Below are 16,823 nucleotides of genomic sequence, written 5' to 3' on the forward strand. Positions count from 1 at the left end.
ATCACAACTCTCAATATATCAACGATTTAACACGAAATTTCGATTTACCGACAAAGAATGACAAAAAAAGAGAGGTTGTCCAAAAGGACAACCTCTCTTTTCTTATATCAATTAAAATTTGAACTCTTGTCCAACTTCAAAGCTATCTTCTAATACAAGAATACCTTTTTCTTGTGGAGCGTCTGGAAGCTCTAATTCACGTGCAGAGCAGATCATTCCAGAAGAAGGAACACCGCGAAGTTCTGCTGGTTTAATTAACATACCGCTTGGCATTACAGCACCAATTTTTGCAACGACAACTTTTTGTCCTGCATCAACGTTTGGTGCGCCACATACGATTTGTAATGTTTCTGTACCGATTTCTACTTTACAAATGTTTAGCTTATCAGCATTTGGATGTTTCTCTTTTTCAGCTACATAGCCTACAACAAATTTCGGAGAAAGATCTGCTTCTACTGTTTCTTCAAAGCCGTTCTTCGCTAAAATTTCGTTGATTTTCTCTACAAGCTCTTTCGTTAATGTAAGGTTGCCTGTTTCTTTTACTTCTAAGTAAGAAGATGCATTAAAGATGTTGAATCCTGCTGTCTCGTTGCTTTCACGATCGTATACGCGTGCAACATCTCCTTTGCGATCAAAAGTACGGTTCTCTAAAGTAATATCTTGTAAGGCAACAATTAAAGTGTCACCAATTCCTTCAAGGTTGTAAAAAACGTTCACTTCGTTCATCCTTTCTCTTTTCCATCTGTCTTCTTCCGATTTTTCGCTAAAATAAAGATTGGTTCAAATTCTCCATCTTCATATACGAATGAAAGTGATGTAATCGGAACATGCCCTTCGGCAAAAAATTTCATTGTCATTTGTGCAATAATATCATAACCGATTTCGTTGACGATATCAGCAATAATTAATACATCTTGGTGAGGAACAGCAACAACCATGTCACCAGAAATCTTTTCACGCATCGATTGTAGTAACGATTCGTTTAAAATACGAGTCGCGTCATACCCATCATTTGTGTTTAAAAAGTAGAATGTATTACCCGCTACTGTGTCTTGTTTAAATTCATAACCTAATGAGCGTGCGTTGAATAATGCCATTTCACGCACTTGCTGTTCTGTAAGTTCTAATTTTTGTAATAGACGCTCGTCAATTAGTCGATACGTTTTATTCGAATCTAACGCATAGTAAATACGTGTTTCCGCCGTATGATCCGTCATAATAAACGGATTTCCTTCTTCTGCTTGTTTCGGGAAAGAAGTAGAGCGAATAACAGGTAAAATTTTTGCTCCGCTATTTTCTTCTTTATGCATCGCAATTAGCGCTTCTTGTACGTAATAAGCAACTTCTTCAATTGCCTTTTCTTTGTTCACTTCCCATTTTGCCACAACTCCTGGAAGCGATACGTTAATACCTTTTTTGGAGTCTTTTTGTTCAATACGTAAAACTTCTTTCTCACTATCATACTGAAAGTCCCATTCTGGGCGAGATAATTTCTTTATTAACTCATCTTTCATCTTTTTACTTGTCATCTTCATCTCTTTTTCCTCCCTTCCAAAAAAATAACCTCCCCCGCGAAGGTAGAGGTTGTTTTACAATTCAATTGGCAAATTGCCTTATTTTAAACCTTCAATGAACTCTTCGATTTGTTCTTGTGTTTTACGATCTTTGTTTACATAGCGACCAGTTTCTTCACCTTTATTGTACGCTACAAAGCTCGGAATGCCAAATACGTCTAATTTTACACATAAATCAATAAACTCATCGCGATCTACATAGTAAAATGAGAAATCACTATATTTCTCTTCTACTTCTGGCATAAATGGGTCTACAAAGCGGCAGTCTGGGCACCATTCTGCTGAGAACATAAAGACTACATTCTCTTCATTTTTTAACTGTTGGAATTGCTCCATGCTTTCTAATGACTTCATCTATATTTCCTCCTCTAACGGGTGCATTTTTCATGTTATAATCTTTCTTTTATACTACCATACATCGCGCACGGTGCAAGGTTTATGCTTGCTTTTTGTCATACTTATATTGCCCAACTAACAACTTAACAACGTGTACAAATAATTCCGTACGATCGACATAATCCTCTGTAAAAATACCGATCGCACCTTCGTGACTACGAATATCTTTTCGCTGCACAAACTCTTCCATCACTTCGCTTAATTCCTTACCATCTTCAAGAGGTGCTAAAAAATCGTCTGGTAACGTAATACGCGCTCCTCCGGCCACAAATACTTTCCCATCACTTGTTGCTAGCGCGCCCCAGTTACACATAAATAAACCGTGCTCCGTTTTCATTACGCCGCCTTCTAGCCCAATACCAATTGGAGCTTCTCCGTCCTCTAGCGCTCGCTTCGCTCTATTAATCGCTCCTTGCATCGTCTCTTCATCTGAGAAAGGCTGAGCTGATACTCCTGATGGAACAGAAAGAGATGTAATTTCAGCATCTTTCCAAACCTTCTCCACAGCCCCAACCTTCGTTTTATTCTTTGATCCAACTACTACTTTCATTTTGTTCACCTCTATAAAAATTCTTCATTCTATTCTAATATCCGCTTCGGCACAAATTAAGTACCAACCACTACCACACACCATCAGGGAATTCCTTCTCCCCATAAAAGAAGGTCGCTTTCTACAATATTACTGGTCCTAAACACAAAAACAGGCTTCTTCTTTCTTCCTACCCGCGGTCTTAATACATCATTCGAGCACCCATTAGGCACTAACCGCCACCACTCATCGCTGGGTCATCTATTCAACCTAAAAAAAGAAGGGTTTTTCGCCCTTCTTCTCTACGCGTTATTCTTAATTGTCTCTAACGTCGTTTTATCTGTTGTTCTTACAAGCTTCGTAATTAATTCTTTCGCCGCTGCATAATCATCAACATGTAAAATTGAAGCATGTGTATGAACGTAGCGTGCACAAACACCAATTACTGCTGATGGGATACCAGAGTTACTTGTATGTACACGGCCCGCATCTGTACCACCTTGTGAAATAAAGTATTGGTACGGAATATTGTTTGTTTCTGCTGTATCTAAAATGAATTCGCGCATTCCTCTATGTGTTACCATCGTGCGATCATAAATACGAAGAAGAGCACCTTTTCCTAATTGACCGAACTGCGTTTTGTCACCAGATGCATCGTTTGCTGGACTTGCATCAAGCGCATAAAAAATGTCTGGTTGAATCATATTTGCAGCTGTTTGCGCTCCGCGGAGACCTACTTCTTCTTGTACAGTAGCACCAGAATATAATGTATTTGGTAATGTTTCATCTTTTAATTCTTTTAACAATTCGATTGCAAGACCACATCCGTAACGGTTGTCCCAAGCTTTCGCCATAATTTTCTTCTCATTTGCCATCGGTGTGAATGGGCAAATCGGCACGATTTGTTGTCCTGGTTTTACACCAATTTCAATCGCATCTTCATAACTATCTGCACCTATATCAATTAACATATTTTTTATATCCATCGGTTTTGCACGTTGCGCGTCACTTAATAAATGAGGAGGAATAGAACCAACAACCCCAATAACAGGACCATTCTTCGTCATAACTTGTACACGCTGTGCTAATAAAACTTGACTCCACCATCCGCCTAACGTTTGAAAACGAAGCATTCCGTTTTTCGTAATTTGCGTAATCATGAAACCTACTTCATCCATATGACCTGCTACAAGAACACGCGGGCCAGTTTCGTCCCCTTTTTTCAGACCAAATACGCTACCTAAACCGTCTTGTACAATTTCATCCGCATATTTGCTTAATTCTTGTTTCATAAAACGGCGTACATCATGTTCAAAACCTGATGCACCTTGTAATTCTGTTAACGTACGAAATAATTGTAATGTCTCTTTATTCACGAAGTCCCCTTCTTTCAAACCTTAGTAGAATACCTCTTTTATTGTAACGAAATTTTCGAAATGTTTCTAGTTTCTTCTTTTTTGGCTGTATTTGCTTTATAATTATTATCGGTACACTATTTTTATTTTATAGAATTGAGGTGAATATATGAGCTGGAAAGGTTTAGTAGCAGGTCTTGGCGTTGGGTTCGCAGCTGGTTATCTCGTTGCAAACAAAGTACAAGAACAATCCCATATTTCTTCAGAAAAAGCATTGAAAATGGTGAAACAAGCATTAAGTCATAAAGGTGAAATTACTGGCTCTTGGGTACATATGGTTCCAGAGACATTTGAAAAATATGATGTCGCATATGAAGTTTATCGCGGCGGTCTTACAACAATGTTAAATGATATACAAGAACGATTTGAATTTTTAGTTGATGCTAAAACAGGTACTGTTTTAGAGGTTATAGCAGCATAAAAAGGAGGGTTCCCATTAGGTGAACCTCTTATTTTTTTTGAAATTGCGGGTATTGATTAAAATTATATCAGCGCAACTCAATTTATATCAGCGTTTGTTTAAATATATCGACTTACCGACAAAACCCGACAATAAAAAAGAGGCTGCTCCAATAAATATGATGGAACAACCTCCTATTTTTATGCTTCTATACTCGTTTTCCGTTCTACTTTTTCTACGATATGCCCTTCCTCATTCCACTTCACAGCGCGATAATATGCGTCATGGTAAAACGTAAACCATGCCTCTTTTTCAGCACCATACTTCATCCACTTTTGTTTATTTTCAATCGAGGTCATCGGATAATCGTCGTATGCCATTACCCATAATACATTTTGATGTGCGTGCGTCGGTAATAGGTCTGCTAAATGAAGCATCGTTTCCCCATGGCTTTCTAAAGCAATAACTGCATGTCCATCACTATGACCACCTGTATGCACCATTTTTATTTCATCTGTAATTTCTATTTCTTGCTGGAACGTAACAACTTGATCTACAATCGGCTCCCAATTTTCCTTCCAATATGTATTACGGGATCTAATATTTGGGTTCCTCATTTCATTCCATTCTGTTTCACTTACGTAAACTTTCGCATTTGGAAACGCAGGTACAAGGTGATCACCTTCCCATTTTGTTAAACCAGATGCATGATCAAAATGAAGGTGCGTCATTAAAACATAGTGAATATCTTCTGGCTTTAATCCTAGTTTTTCTAATGATTCATAAACCGATGATTCTTCTGTTACACCTTGATTCCGCTTCATCTTCTCATTCAATTTACCGTTTCCTATTCCGGAATCAATGAGCATATTTCCGTCTTTCGTTTGCAAAAGTAACGGATCTGTTCGTAAATAAATATGATTTGTATCATTATGTTTATACTTACGTGACCAAAGTACTTTCGGCACAACACCAAACATCGCTCCCCCGTCTAAATGTGTATTCCCGCCTTTTAACCACGTTACTTTTATATCTCCAATTTGTAACTGTTCCATTACACATCCCCCTTTCAATTAATCTTAACATAAAATTCTGATTATTTTAGATGTAAAAAAACCTATGCATTACTGCATAGGCTCTGTACGATATTTTGCTTCAACTCGGTAAATACGATGACCTTTACTAGAGAATTTCTCTTCGTATTCAGTCATGATGTTACCTTCAAAGTCGCTGTTATGAAGATCTAAGCTTAAGTACGTTAGTAACATACCATACTCAGCCATACTCATAAGAGAATATTCAAATAGACCTTGGTTATCTGTTTTGAAATGAATTTCTCCGCCTTCTACTAACACTTCTTCGTAATTACGTAAAAATGTTTTATACGTTAAACGACGCTTCGTATGACGTTTCTTTGGCCATGGATCTGAGAAGTTTAAATAAACGCGATCAATTTCACCTTTTGCAAAGAAAACTGTTAAATCTTCAGCATCTTTATTAATTAACTTTAAGTTTGGTAATTCTTCTTCAATTAATTTATCAAGTGCATCTACAACAACACTTGTGAATTTTTCAATTCCAATATAATTAATATGTGGATTCGCTTTTGCCATATCATACATGAAGCGGCCACGACCTGTACCTACTTCAATATGAATTGGTTGTTCGTTTCCAAATACTTCTTTCCAGCTACCAGCGCGCTCCTCTGGGTTTCCGATTACGATATGTGAATATTCATTAATTCGATCCATTGCATACGGTTTATGTCTTAAACGCATAGATGTTTCCCTCTCTTTACATAGCTATTTTAAAGGAATAATTCCTTCTCTCTGTTTTTAATCAATCTACCAAACAAAAAACCAAGTACGTACGAGCACTCGGTCCGTTTCTTTCAAGTATAAGATGTACCATTTTGATAAAAACTACATACAGCATTAAACATTCCATGACGAAACAGCTTTTTCTCTTACATTTGAAGAGAAAAACAATCGAAAGGATGATCCGTTCATGCCAATTAATCAACAACATCAATTAGAAGTGCTGAAAGATATTTTAGTCAACCACCAAAGTGATTGCTGCGGGACAGTTTCAGAATGCGAGCAATTAGAGCGCCTCATTCAATCGTTACTCGCAAACGATAATATAAGTAGTGACGCTAAAACAATGCTAAACGATGTATATTCTTATAGTCAATCGGGTAAATCTTCCTCTAATTTGGACAACCATATTTCCAATAATCAAGAACAACTTACTCAGTGGATTGCTGGAATGGACAATTTTTCTTAAGTATTATTCTGAAGCAAGTAGTTGCTGTAAATATTGATGCCAATATTCAGCTTCTGCTTGCTGTTTTTTTGTTGTATGCCATTGAATAGACAAAATCGTTTGTGCTATCACATACCATCTCATACGCCTAAGCAGCGATTCATCCATTTCAATATCATAATAACCGAGCCACTCACTCCACTCCTGGCGCGGAATGTACCAATATAATAACATACCGAGGTCTAGAGCTGGGTCAGCAATTACAGCTCCATCCCAATCAATTAAAAACAATTCATCTTCATCCGACAATAGCCAGTTGTTATGGTTTACATCACAATGGCATACAACGAATTCATTGTATTCAATAGCTTTTAATGAATCCATTAAATATTGAAGGCCTTGCTGAATTGTTTCATCATCCCTTATATCTCCTCTTAAAACGAGTTGCAGTTGTTGTAATAACTCTTGTGCGTGAAGCGGCTGCTTCCCAAGTCTTTGAATCATCTGTACAAGCGCTTTAGAGGAGTGTATTTTCTTCAAAAGTTTCGCAACACGTTCTAGTTTCATATCCTCTGGCTCTAGCTTCTGTCCCGGAAGCCATTTTTGAGCAGAAATTACATCACCATTCGTTACCCTTCTTGTCCAAAGTAATTTTGGAACAATTCCTTCTGCTGACAATACCGCTAAAAAGGGCGATGTATTCCGCTTTAAAAATAACTTCTGTTGTCCGTTTTGCGCAATATATGCATCGCCCGTTACTCCACCAGCCGGTACAAGACTCCACTCTTTTCCTAATAATTGTTCCAACCATTCCATATTCATTACCCGTTAACAAATCCTTATCTTTTATAGTTATGAAAAGAAAAACCGCAACATTTCTACACATGTTGTGGATTCATATATTTTACTGTAAATGAAAAGAAAAATTAGCCTAAGCCAAAAATCCTCTATTTTATTTTACAAAACCTGTCATAGAATGACAACTTATCAAAATCGTCACCTTTGTCAATTCTACATTTATTACATTCTCATCGTCAAGTAGCGATTTGTCACATTATCGTCAATATATACGTGCTAATTGGAGCGAGCCTAAGTTCCTTTCCTCTAAATGAAGAAATTGGCTCTATTTTCGCTTCGTTTTCGTTTACTAACACATGCCACGTTGCTTCTTTCGGAAGTTGCACAGTTTTAGCTTCTAAACCGCTATTAAATAAGACGATAATCTCTTTCCACGGCCCAAACGATTCTGCATGCTCTAGGTGATATGCAAGTACTTCTGTAGATGTTTGTAAAAAAGTCATATGTTTTTTTATAAGGTCTGCATTTTGTAATCGGAATGCCCCATGCTCTTTACGAATCGCAATTAAACCTTTTATATAGTTAACGGTTTCTATCTCTTTCTCTTTTTGATCCCAATCTAATTGATTGATCTCATCATTTGCATTATAACTATTTTCATTTCCTTTCTTCGTACGATAAAACTCTTGCCCTGCGTGTAAGAAAGGAATGCCTTGTGAAAGAATAACCATTGCGCTCGCTAATAGGTGTCGTTTTTTCAAAATCGTTTCTGATTCTTCATTACTGCGCACTAGTTTATCCCACATCGTCATATTATCATGACATTCTACATAGTTAATGCTTTGCGCCGGCTCTAAAAACAGCCCTGTTTCTTTCATACTTAAAAGACTTCCTGCTGCAATATACTGCAAATGATTACAGTCTACATGCCCACCAAATGCAAAACCACGCTTATTTATATGAAATGTACTCCCTTTTATCCCATCACGAAATTGATCATTAAACTGTGCGATATGTGGCATTTTCTTCGCATTATTTAACGTTGCTTTTTCCTCAAGAGGAAGCGGTGTTTGTAAATCCCACCCTTCTCCTAATAACAAAGCATCTCGTTTTATGTTTCGCACTTCTTTCTCTATCATATTCATTGTATCAATATCTAAAATTCCCATTAAGTCGAATCGGAATCCATCGACATTGTATTCAGTAAGCCAATATAAAATAGACTCTACAATGAATTTCCTCATCATTTTCCGTTCAGACGCTATATCATTTCCGACTCCCGTCCCATTAGAAGGCATACCATCTTCACCATGACGAAAATAATATCCTGGAACAAGCTTCTCAAATGATGATAGCTCTCTTTCATAAACATGATTATATACAACATCTATAATCACCCTAATACCTTGTTCATGAAATGTTTCAATTAGTTGTTTGCACTCAACTATCCTGTTATACGGATCAGAGGGGTTTGTAGCATAATATCCTGTTGGTGCATTGTAATATAATGGATTGTACCCCCAATTATAGGCAGAAGAAGGATTCGCCTCATCCACACCACCGAAACAATATAAAGGCAATAATTCAACATGCGTAACGCCTAAATCTTTTATATGAGACAAACCTGTCAATGTCCCATTTCGTCCTGTTGTTCCTTCTTCCATTAGCCCTTTATACATCCCTTTTTTACTCACTCCACTGTTCGGATGAATAGTAGCATCACGAATATGCAATTCATACAATATGGCATCTGTCATTGCTTGTAATGGTGGTAATTGCTCTCGTTTCGTTACAGTCGTCTTTTCTAAATCGATAACAATGCCATACTTTCCATTTACAGTCACTGACTTTGCGTAAGGATCCACCGCTTCGTTCCATATTAAATTAATACAAACAAGAAATGTATAGCGTGCTCCGTCTAAATCACCTTGTAATGTTTGAATCCAAACTCCGTTTTCTCCCCTGTACATTTCATGATCGGTATATTCTTTATCGCTCTTATAAATTCTTACTTTCGCAAGCCTTGCAGTTGGGGCCCATACTTTAAATGTCGTTTCTTGTTTTTGATACACAGCACCTAAATCTGTACCTTCGTAATAATACTTTTCATCGAAAATTTTTGTTCGAATAACAGCACCTATTTGTAAATCAGTTTCTTCATTCCGTTCATCTCGTACTGTATAATACTTCCCCACATCTAGCGGCTCTTCTATAAAGCACTCATACTTCGTTGCATCTGGAAGCGCAATAGTATGAGCAATCGGTAAATCTTTCACATTACTTCCTTCTTGCAAACGAAATGTCCGACTTGTTCCATACGCATGTGGGAGCAAAATTGTAATTTTATTCATTTCATCTAAATAGGCATCAAATGGACGTTTTACTTTCAACATAAAAAAATCACCATCATTCTCAAAGTTAAAATAAAGTGAAACTTTAATGAGCGAGAAAATTTTTCCATCCTCACTTATTATTAGCCTTCACCAATTAGGCGAGATAAAATGAGCTGCAAATGATAAGGCTTTTCTTATCAACAAGACTCTATACAGTAACTCCATTCTTCTCTATAGTATATTCACCTGCATAAAAAACGTTTTCAACATTCTATTTTTGTAATTTTATTTCAGCAATCGATTTATACTTCGGGGTTTCTTTCACGTGGGATTCGTATAAAGTAATTGTATCTGCTTGAAATGATATTTCAGGCACTTCTTTTATACTTTCTAAACGAAACTTTTCTTCTCCTATCCATTTACGAGCAACGGTAATATGCGGGTGATACGGGCGTGTTTCTAGAGAAAATCCATTTTCTTCACAAATGGCATGTACTTGCTTTTGCAACTGAAACAAATGGTGATTCTCACTTACCTTCGCCCAAAAAATACGAGGCTGATCTTCCCTACCAAACGTTGAAAAACCTTGTAACGTGAAGGATAGTTCTTTTGTTTCTGCAATTGTTTGTAATCCATTCTTTATTCCCTCTAACTGTTCCTCCGTTGCACTCCCTAAAAATGAAAGGGTAATATGATAGTCTTCTTTATGTACCCATGAACGAAATTGTAATTCCTCTTGCATGTCCTCTTTATAGTTAGACAGCATTTCTTTTATATGATTCGGTAACGTAATTGCGACAAAATAATGCAGTTCCATGTACATCTTCTCCTTCTTTCTATTGTTGCTTTTCTTTCTTATCTCATTCAGGTAAAAAGAAGCCGCTCTCCAAAATAGAGAGCGGACATTATTTATATATCCATTACTTCGCTAATTCATGAATTGCTTGCGCGTAAATTGCTGTTGCTTTTAATAAGTCTTCAATTTCGATATACTCATCTTTTTGATGCGCAAGTTCTTCTTTTCCAGGGAATAGCGGGCCAAATGCCACACCAGCTTTTAATGAACGAGCATAAGTACCGCCGCCGATTGCTAATAGTTCTGCTTTTTCACCTGTTTGTTCTTCATACACACGTTGTAACGTACGGATTAATACGTGATCTTTATCGACGTGATGTGGGCGAGAATTAGAATAGTCAGCCACTTCAAAACCATGCGCACCAACATATTCTTTCAACTTCACAATTGTTTCTTCAAAGTTAGTTGTAACTGGGTAACGTACGTTTAGCCCTAAGTTACCACCGTTTTCTTTCGTATAAGAAATGCGACCGACATTCACTGTTAACGGACCGCTAATTTCATCTTTATAAGCAATAGTAGCTTTTTCACCAAAAATATCACCAGTAAATGTTTCTGTTGCAAATGTCGCAAATGCAGTTGCTTTTCCATCAAGTGAAACTGTAGTTAAGAAGTTTGCTAATAATAAACCTGCATTTTCTCCTTTTTCAGGAGTAGATCCGTGCGCTGAAATTCCTTCTATTTGCACCGTCACTGCATTTCCTTCTATAGTCGATTTCCCTATTTTTTTAGCAGTTTGTAAATACTCTTCATATGCTACTGTAAGTGCATTTACATCTTCTCCTGTAATAACCGCTTCTGCAAAATCAGGAACCATATTTAAACGGCGCCCTGAATCAAATGAAACAAGTTCATATGTACCTTTTTTCTCTTCACTACCATTTTGCACAACTTGTATATCAGAAATTCCTTTTTCTGCATTAATAATTGGAAAATCCGCGTCTGGCGCAAAACCGATTGTTGGCATTTCTTCGTTTTTAAAGTAGTGATCTACACATTTCCAATTGCTTTCCTCATCTGTTCCTATAATCATACGAACACGTTTGGAAAGAGGTAAGCCTAATTCCTTCACAATTTTCATCGCATAATATGCTGCCATCGTTGGGCCTTTATCGTCAATTGCACCACGTGCAAAAATCTTTCCATCGCGAATATCCGCACTATATGCAGGAGTCGTCCAGCCATCTCCTTCTGGTACAACGTCAACGTGACAAAGAATGCCTACTAACTCTTCTCCTTGTCCCATTTCAAGATGACCTGCATATCCTTCTAAATTTTTAGAAGCAAAACCTTCAGTTTCTCCTTTATGTAACATGAAAGATAAAGCTTTTTCTACACCTTCACCGAATGGTGCGCCCTCTTTCGCCGATTCTTCTTCCCATACACTTTTAATTTGTAAAAATTGTTGTGTATCACGAATTAAATCATCTTTTCGTTTCGCAACTTCTTCTGTCCAATTAATTGCTGACATCACGCATCCATCCTTCACTATATTGTTTCTTTCATCATAACAAACCGAAATCTCTTATGCCATACACGAAAACTAAATACCGAACAATTGTAATATTTCAGATATTTCTTATTAGTTTTTCTTTTATTTTTTCAAAAAAATTTGCAGGAATTTGGCGTTTTACGTAGAATTTTATGTGTTAGTTGACTGACCATATATACAATGTCAACTACCAATATTTTTCTATATGAATATTTGTTAAATTTCTGTAAAATTTAAGTAGATTAAAGCATGAATTTTATCATGTAGAGTACAATGGTAGTAACGACCTTCTTTCCTGAATGGGGTCAAAAAAACTAGTAGAGGAGTGGTTTTCTCTTGAAACCTACAACTACTCGTATGCTAACACGCATTAAATCAATTTATATGTACATCAATGAAAACGGAACGGTAACGACGAAAGACCTTGTAGATGAGTTCGGGATCACACCGCGAACGATACAACGTGATCTAAATGTGTTGCAGTTTAATGAACTCGTGTATAGCCCTTGCCGCGGTAAGTGGACAACAACAGGAAAGAAAGTGAGAATGACCTCATAATGAAAAATAATTGTATGTAAATAAATACATACCCCTTTCTAATAATTAGAAAGGGGTCTTTTCTGCGCCTATAAAGGTACTACTTTTCAGTATCTACTTGATATGTTTTTAACATTTCTACTTCTTCATCTGTTAGCTCTCGGTATTGTCCAAGTTCTAGTTCTTCATCTAATACTAACGGACCCATCTCTGTTCTCTTTAGGTAGACTACTTTTTTCCCTACCGCTTCAAACATACGCTTCACTTGATGGAATTTCCCTTCCGTAATCACAAGCTCAATTTCAGAAATATCATCGCTTTTCAATATTGTAAGTGCACCTGGCTTTGTTTCATAGCCATCATCTAAAATAACACCTTTAGCAAACTCTTTTACATCCTCTTCTGTTACTACTCCTGCAACGTGTGCATAATATTTTTTCGGCACATGCTTTTTCGGAGATAATAATTGATGTGATAGCTTCCCATCATTTGTTATCAATAAGAAACCTTCCGTATCGATATCAAGTCGTCCAACTGGGAACGGATCAAAGATTGCATCTTCTAATTCTAATAAATCTATTACTGTTTCATGATTATCATCTTCCGTCGCTGAAATAACACCTTGTGGTTTATGCATCATTAAGTAAACAAATTCTTTGTATTCCACAACTTCACCGTGAATCATAACTTCTTGCTCTTCTACATTTACATGAACTTTCGCATCTTTTACTGGCGTTCCATCAATTTTCACAACGCCATCTTTCAATAATTTCTTTACTTCTTTTCTACTTCCATATCCCATATTTGCTAATAATTTATCTAATCTCACGTTTTTCACCTTCTTTATTTATCATAGAAAAGGGGACGTAATTACGCCCCTCTTGATTTCAACTTTATTTTAAATCTACTACCAAGTTTACGTTGAATTTTATCTAATGCTTCTCCGCCAAATACTCTTTCAAGTACTCCTGTGCGAATTGCTAACAATCCGTAAACAAGACCGCCAATACCTGCACAAATCGCAACTGTTATAAGAGCACCCATACGGCCATCAGGCGAAATCATGAAGGATAGAAGCCATTGTGATAGTTTTACAGCAACGACCATTATAAGTGTTAATACTGCAATTTGGAATGTTCTTTTATATACAACACCGAATGAATAGTGTGCGTATTTTTTAATTTGTTGATTTGTGTACCAAACAGAAGCTAAGAAACCAACTGCTGTTGCTAGAATTGCTCCTACTGTACCGAAATAACGAATAAAGATTACGTTACATACAAATTTCAAAATAACGCCCATTATAAGCGCAATAATCGCATGCTTCTGCTGGTTAATACCTTGCAGGATTGCCGCTGTTACTGTAAATAAAGCGAATAACAACGCAACTGGTGCATACCACATTAATACTTGTCCACCTAGTGGATCTGAATCGTAAAACGCAGTATAAATTGGATATGCCAGTGAAGAAATACCGACAACTGCTGGCAATGTTAAAAACATATTCGCCTGGAATGTTTGTGTAATTTGTAATTTCAAATAACGGTATTGTTTTTCAGTAAATGATTTTGTAATTGCTGGTACAAGCGTTAAACTAAACGCTGTTGCAAGTGATACAGGAATCATAATTAACTTATGCGTCCACATTGTGAAAATACCGAGAGCTCGCTCTGCGATATCACCTTGACCAATCGCCTGCATAATTGAGTTAAATGTCAATGTATCAATTTGTTGATATAAAGGAATTGTTAACCCAATTACAACGTAAGGAATCGCATATGCAAATAACTCTTTAAACAATTGAACGGTGCTTACTGTTGATTCTGGTACAGTTTGTTCAATTAAATATTGATCCAAATATTTTTTACGTTTTAACCAGTACCAAATTAACACACCGAGTGCTCCAACCGCTGAAACGAACGCAGCAAATGTCGCTACTCCAACTGCTGTTGCAACTGTACCGCCAAGTACTTTAATAACGATAAAACTACCTGCTAATAAAAAGACGATACGAATAATTTGTTCAATAATTTGTGAAACGGTAGTTGGTCCCATAGACTGGTGACCTTGGAAATAACCACGAATTAAACTCGCTGCTGGTACAACAATAAGTGCGAAACTTACAAGACGAATAATCGTCGTAACTTCTCCTACATTATTGTGTATACTTTGTTTACCAAGCATCGCTTCTGCAAACAATGGCGCCGTCATGTACAGTACTAGGAACGAAAGAACTCCTGTTACTATCATCATAACCATTCCCGAGCGGAACATTCTCCGGCTCGTTTTATAATCGCCAAGCGCATTATATTTGGAAACAAATTTTGAAACAGCAAGTGGCACACCTGCCGTTGCGATACTTAAAAAGATCGTATATGGAATGTATCCATATGTATAGAGCGTTCCGCCTTCTGTTCCTACTAATGCATGAAACGGAAAGACGTAAATCATGCCTAAGAACTTTACTAAAAATGTCCCTAGCGTAACAATAAGCGTTCCGCGCAGAAATTTCGAATCGGACATACAAAAATCCTCCTACATCTACATAAAGTGAAACTATAATTAGTTGGAGACTTCTCTCCTACTCCTTATTAGTTGAACCATTCGAGCATTTACAGGCTAACAGACTCCCTATTTACTTCTCCTAAATCTTGAGGTTTTAGTCTTATCGCCTACAAATGGCAGGATAGTGCTGAACTCTAACTTTTGTATTGTACCACAATTCTCTCATTAAGCAGTACTTCACTCTATTTTTCTTTTAAGGGAAAACATGCTATTCTTTTAGGCAGGAAATGTAGAAAATGAGGTCGATATATTATGCATTATGATGTTATTGTCATCGGCGGCGGTCCTTCTGGGCTAATGGCTGCAATTGGTGCTGCAGAAGAAGGCGCAAATGTCTTACTTCTTGATAAAGGAAATAAACTTGGGCGTAAACTTGCAATTTCTGGTGGCGGACGCTGTAACGTAACAAACCGTCTACCACTTGATGAAATTGTTAAACATATACCAGGAAACGGTCGCTTCTTATACAGCGCTTTTTCTATTTTTAATAATGAAGATATTATTACATTCTTCGAAAATCTCGGTGTTAAATTGAAAGAAGAAGACCACGGTCGCATGTTCCCTGTGTCAAACAAAGCACAATCTGTTGTAGACGCACTTTTAACACGATTAAAAGACTTAGGTGTAAAAATTCGTACAAATACACCTGTTGAAACGATTGAATATGAAAATGGTCAAACGAAAGCAGTTATACTGCAAACAGGCGAAGTGTTAGAAACAAATCACGTCGTTATCGCTGTTGGCGGAAAATCAGTTCCTCAAACCGGATCTACTGGAGACGGATATGCTTGGGCTGAAAAAGCGGGTCATACAATTACAGAATTATTCCCAACAGAAGTACCTATCCTTTCAAACGAGCCGTTTATACGTGACCGCTCATTACAAGGTCTTGCTTTACGTGATATAAACTTAAGCGTATTAAACCCGAAAGGAAAAGTTATCATTTCTCACAAAATGGACATGCTCTTCACTCATTTTGGCCTATCTGGTCCTGCTGCTCTTCGCTGTAGTCAATTCGTCGTGAAAGCACTGAAAAAGTTTAAAACGAATACAATACAAATGAGTATTGATGCATTGCCAGAGGAAAATAGTGAGCAACTATTCCAGCGCATGCTGAAACAAATGAAAGAAGATCCAAAAAAAGGAATTAAAAACGTTTTAAAAGGTTATGTCCCTGAACGTTACTTCCTATTCTTATTAGAAAAAAATGAAATTGACGGTAGCGAACAAGCTGGACAAGTTTCTCACGAAAAGATTCGTGCACTTGTGAAAGACTTTAAAGAGTTTACTGTGAATGTAAATGGTACGCAGTCAATTGAAAAAGCATTCGTTACTGGCGGCGGTGTATCCGTGAAAGAAATTAACCCGAAAGAAATGTCTTCTAAATTTACGAACGGCTTATATTTCTGCGGAGAAGTTCTTGATATTCATGGTTATACTGGTGGCTATAATATTACATCAGCCCTTGTTACTGGTAGAATTGCCGGAACGACAGCTGGAGAAAACGCGAAAATGCAGTATTAAAAAAAGAAACAGGGATTCCTGTTTCTTTTTTTATAGGTACATGAAATTATATGAGCGATTCCACAACTTATATCAGCGATTTCCCAAATATACCGACTCGCCGACAAGAAACGACAAATATACGCTCCACTTAACTTCC

The 16,823-nt window shown here is 37.0% G+C and carries 17 protein-coding genes; 4 read left to right on the forward strand and 13 right to left on the reverse strand.

Going from position 1 to position 16,823, the window contains the following annotated elements:
• Nucleotides 1–111 precede the first annotated feature (111 nt).
• From ytpR to EBQ15_RS04065, 5 genes are all read right to left on the reverse strand, one after another.
• Nucleotides 112–726, reverse strand: a complete 615-nt coding sequence (ytpR, locus tag EBQ15_RS04045; RefSeq protein ID WP_001006761.1) for a YtpR family tRNA-binding protein — start codon at nucleotides 724–726, stop codon at nucleotides 112–114.
• The gene (locus EBQ15_RS04050) at nucleotides 723–1,535 is read right to left on the reverse strand and encodes a DUF1444 domain-containing protein (protein WP_000784588.1); all 813 of its coding nucleotides are present in this window, start codon (nucleotides 1,533–1,535) and stop codon (nucleotides 723–725) included. Before EBQ15_RS04050 ends, ytpR begins: the two co-directional genes overlap by 4 nt.
• A 78-nt stretch (nucleotides 1,536–1,613) precedes the next feature.
• Nucleotides 1,614–1,928 carry a thioredoxin family protein gene (locus EBQ15_RS04055; protein ID WP_000838193.1) on the reverse strand — a complete coding sequence of 105 codons (315 nt, stop codon included), beginning with the start codon at nucleotides 1,926–1,928 and terminating at the stop codon, nucleotides 1,614–1,616.
• Nucleotides 1,929–2,010: 82 nt separating this feature from the next.
• Nucleotides 2,011–2,520, reverse strand: coding sequence for a DUF84 family protein (locus tag EBQ15_RS04060; protein ID WP_000869938.1), 510 nt, complete (start codon nucleotides 2,518–2,520; stop codon nucleotides 2,011–2,013).
• A gap of 281 nt (nucleotides 2,521–2,801) precedes the next feature.
• Complete coding sequence (locus EBQ15_RS04065; RefSeq protein WP_001031509.1) at nucleotides 2,802–3,875, reverse strand: M42 family metallopeptidase; 1,074 nt, start codon at nucleotides 3,873–3,875, stop codon at nucleotides 2,802–2,804.
• Nucleotides 3,876–4,023: 148 nt separating this feature from the next.
• Here EBQ15_RS04065 and EBQ15_RS04070 point away from each other — a divergent pair, with 148 nt between their 5' ends.
• Entirely contained in the window at nucleotides 4,024–4,335 is a 312-nt protein-coding gene (locus EBQ15_RS04070) for a PepSY domain-containing protein (protein ID WP_000118543.1), read from the forward strand.
• Between the two features lie 179 nt (nucleotides 4,336–4,514).
• Here EBQ15_RS04070 and EBQ15_RS04075 read toward each other — a convergent pair whose 3' ends face one another.
• Nucleotides 4,515–5,369: a YtnP family quorum-quenching lactonase gene (locus EBQ15_RS04075; RefSeq protein WP_000436862.1), complete on the reverse strand. Its 855-nt coding sequence runs from the start codon at nucleotides 5,367–5,369 to the stop codon at nucleotides 4,515–4,517.
• A 69-nt stretch (nucleotides 5,370–5,438) separates the two neighbouring features.
• Nucleotides 5,439–6,092 (reverse strand): tRNA (guanosine(46)-N7)-methyltransferase TrmB, encoded by a 654-nt coding sequence (gene trmB, locus EBQ15_RS04080; RefSeq protein WP_001239385.1) that lies wholly within the window; start codon nucleotides 6,090–6,092, stop codon nucleotides 5,439–5,441.
• 229 nt (nucleotides 6,093–6,321) lie between these two features.
• Here trmB and EBQ15_RS04085 point away from each other — a divergent pair, with 229 nt between their 5' ends.
• A complete protein-coding gene (locus EBQ15_RS04085) occupies nucleotides 6,322–6,600 on the forward strand; it encodes a YtzH-like family protein (protein ID WP_001122235.1) in 279 nt (92 codons plus the stop codon).
• A 3-nt stretch (nucleotides 6,601–6,603) separates the two neighbouring features.
• Here EBQ15_RS04085 and EBQ15_RS04090 read toward each other — a convergent pair whose 3' ends face one another.
• From EBQ15_RS04090 to pepV, 4 genes are all read right to left on the reverse strand, one after another.
• Entirely contained in the window at nucleotides 6,604–7,401 is a 798-nt protein-coding gene (locus EBQ15_RS04090; protein ID WP_001986674.1) for a phosphotransferase family protein, read from the reverse strand.
• Between the two features lie 227 nt (nucleotides 7,402–7,628).
• On the reverse strand, nucleotides 7,629–9,770 hold the full coding sequence (gene pulA, locus EBQ15_RS04095) for a type I pullulanase (RefSeq protein ID WP_000921743.1): 2,142 nt from the start codon (nucleotides 9,768–9,770) through the stop codon (nucleotides 7,629–7,631).
• A 211-nt stretch (nucleotides 9,771–9,981) separates the two neighbouring features.
• Nucleotides 9,982–10,527 carry an RNA 2',3'-cyclic phosphodiesterase gene (gene thpR / locus EBQ15_RS04100; protein WP_000418985.1) on the reverse strand — a complete coding sequence of 182 codons (546 nt, stop codon included), beginning with the start codon at nucleotides 10,525–10,527 and terminating at the stop codon, nucleotides 9,982–9,984.
• Nucleotides 10,528–10,630: 103 nt separating this feature from the next.
• Nucleotides 10,631–12,037, reverse strand: coding sequence for a dipeptidase PepV (pepV, locus tag EBQ15_RS04105; protein ID WP_001274252.1), 1,407 nt, complete (start codon nucleotides 12,035–12,037; stop codon nucleotides 10,631–10,633).
• A gap of 357 nt (nucleotides 12,038–12,394) precedes the next feature.
• On the opposite strand from pepV, the gene EBQ15_RS04110 reads away from it, so the two are divergent.
• Nucleotides 12,395–12,616, forward strand: a complete 222-nt coding sequence (locus EBQ15_RS04110; RefSeq protein WP_000805512.1) for a DeoR family transcriptional regulator — start codon at nucleotides 12,395–12,397, stop codon at nucleotides 12,614–12,616.
• Nucleotides 12,617–12,695: 79 nt separating this feature from the next.
• On the opposite strand, the gene EBQ15_RS04115 is transcribed toward EBQ15_RS04110, so the two are convergent.
• Together EBQ15_RS04115 and EBQ15_RS04120 are read right to left on the reverse strand one after the other, a co-directional pair.
• Nucleotides 12,696–13,424, reverse strand: coding sequence for a pseudouridine synthase (locus tag EBQ15_RS04115; RefSeq protein WP_001234947.1), 729 nt, complete (start codon nucleotides 13,422–13,424; stop codon nucleotides 12,696–12,698).
• A 41-nt stretch (nucleotides 13,425–13,465) separates the two neighbouring features.
• On the reverse strand, nucleotides 13,466–15,118 hold the full coding sequence (locus EBQ15_RS04120; RefSeq protein ID WP_001284030.1) for a putative polysaccharide biosynthesis protein: 1,653 nt from the start codon (nucleotides 15,116–15,118) through the stop codon (nucleotides 13,466–13,468).
• A 294-nt stretch (nucleotides 15,119–15,412) separates the two neighbouring features.
• Between EBQ15_RS04120 and EBQ15_RS04125 the strand changes: the two genes are divergently transcribed.
• Nucleotides 15,413–16,684 carry a BaiN/RdsA family NAD(P)/FAD-dependent oxidoreductase gene (locus EBQ15_RS04125; RefSeq protein ID WP_000558862.1) on the forward strand — a complete coding sequence of 424 codons (1,272 nt, stop codon included), beginning with the start codon at nucleotides 15,413–15,415 and terminating at the stop codon, nucleotides 16,682–16,684.
• Nucleotides 16,685–16,823 lie beyond the last annotated feature (139 nt).

Origin of the sequence: Bacillus sp. 2D03 (assembly GCF_003946765.1) — a bacterium.
Classification (GTDB): domain Bacteria; phylum Bacillota; class Bacilli; order Bacillales; family Bacillaceae_G; genus Bacillus_A; species Bacillus_A cereus.

Bases quoted from the DNA above. Each gene is read 5' to 3' on its own strand.
- EBQ15_RS04090 (WP_001986674.1), bottom strand. From the start codon at position 7,401: ATGAATATGGAATGGTTGGAACAATTATTAGGAAAAGAGTGGAGTCTT.
- EBQ15_RS04060 (WP_000869938.1), bottom strand. From the start codon at position 2,520: ATGAAAGTAGTAGTTGGATCAAAGAATAAAACGAAGGTTGGGGCTGTG.
- thpR (WP_000418985.1), bottom strand. From the start codon at position 10,527: ATGGAACTGCATTATTTTGTCGCAATTACGTTACCGAATCATATAAAA.
- EBQ15_RS04085 (WP_001122235.1), top strand. From the start codon at position 6,322: ATGCCAATTAATCAACAACATCAATTAGAAGTGCTGAAAGATATTTTA.
- trmB (WP_001239385.1), bottom strand. From the start codon at position 6,092: ATGCGTTTAAGACATAAACCGTATGCAATGGATCGAATTAATGAATAT.
- EBQ15_RS04070 (WP_000118543.1), top strand. From the start codon at position 4,024: ATGAGCTGGAAAGGTTTAGTAGCAGGTCTTGGCGTTGGGTTCGCAGCT.
- EBQ15_RS04055 (WP_000838193.1), bottom strand. From the start codon at position 1,928: ATGAAGTCATTAGAAAGCATGGAGCAATTCCAACAGTTAAAAAATGAA.
- ytpR (WP_001006761.1), bottom strand. From the start codon at position 726: ATGAACGAAGTGAACGTTTTTTACAACCTTGAAGGAATTGGTGACACT.
- EBQ15_RS04075 (WP_000436862.1), bottom strand. From the start codon at position 5,369: ATGGAACAGTTACAAATTGGAGATATAAAAGTAACGTGGTTAAAAGGC.
- pepV (WP_001274252.1), bottom strand. From the start codon at position 12,037: ATGTCAGCAATTAATTGGACAGAAGAAGTTGCGAAACGAAAAGATGAT.
- EBQ15_RS04125 (WP_000558862.1), top strand. From the start codon at position 15,413: ATGCATTATGATGTTATTGTCATCGGCGGCGGTCCTTCTGGGCTAATG.
- EBQ15_RS04050 (WP_000784588.1), bottom strand. From the start codon at position 1,535: ATGAAGATGACAAGTAAAAAGATGAAAGATGAGTTAATAAAGAAATTA.
- pulA (WP_000921743.1), bottom strand. From the start codon at position 9,770: ATGTTGAAAGTAAAACGTCCATTTGATGCCTATTTAGATGAAATGAAT.
- EBQ15_RS04120 (WP_001284030.1), bottom strand. From the start codon at position 15,118: ATGTCCGATTCGAAATTTCTGCGCGGAACGCTTATTGTTACGCTAGGG.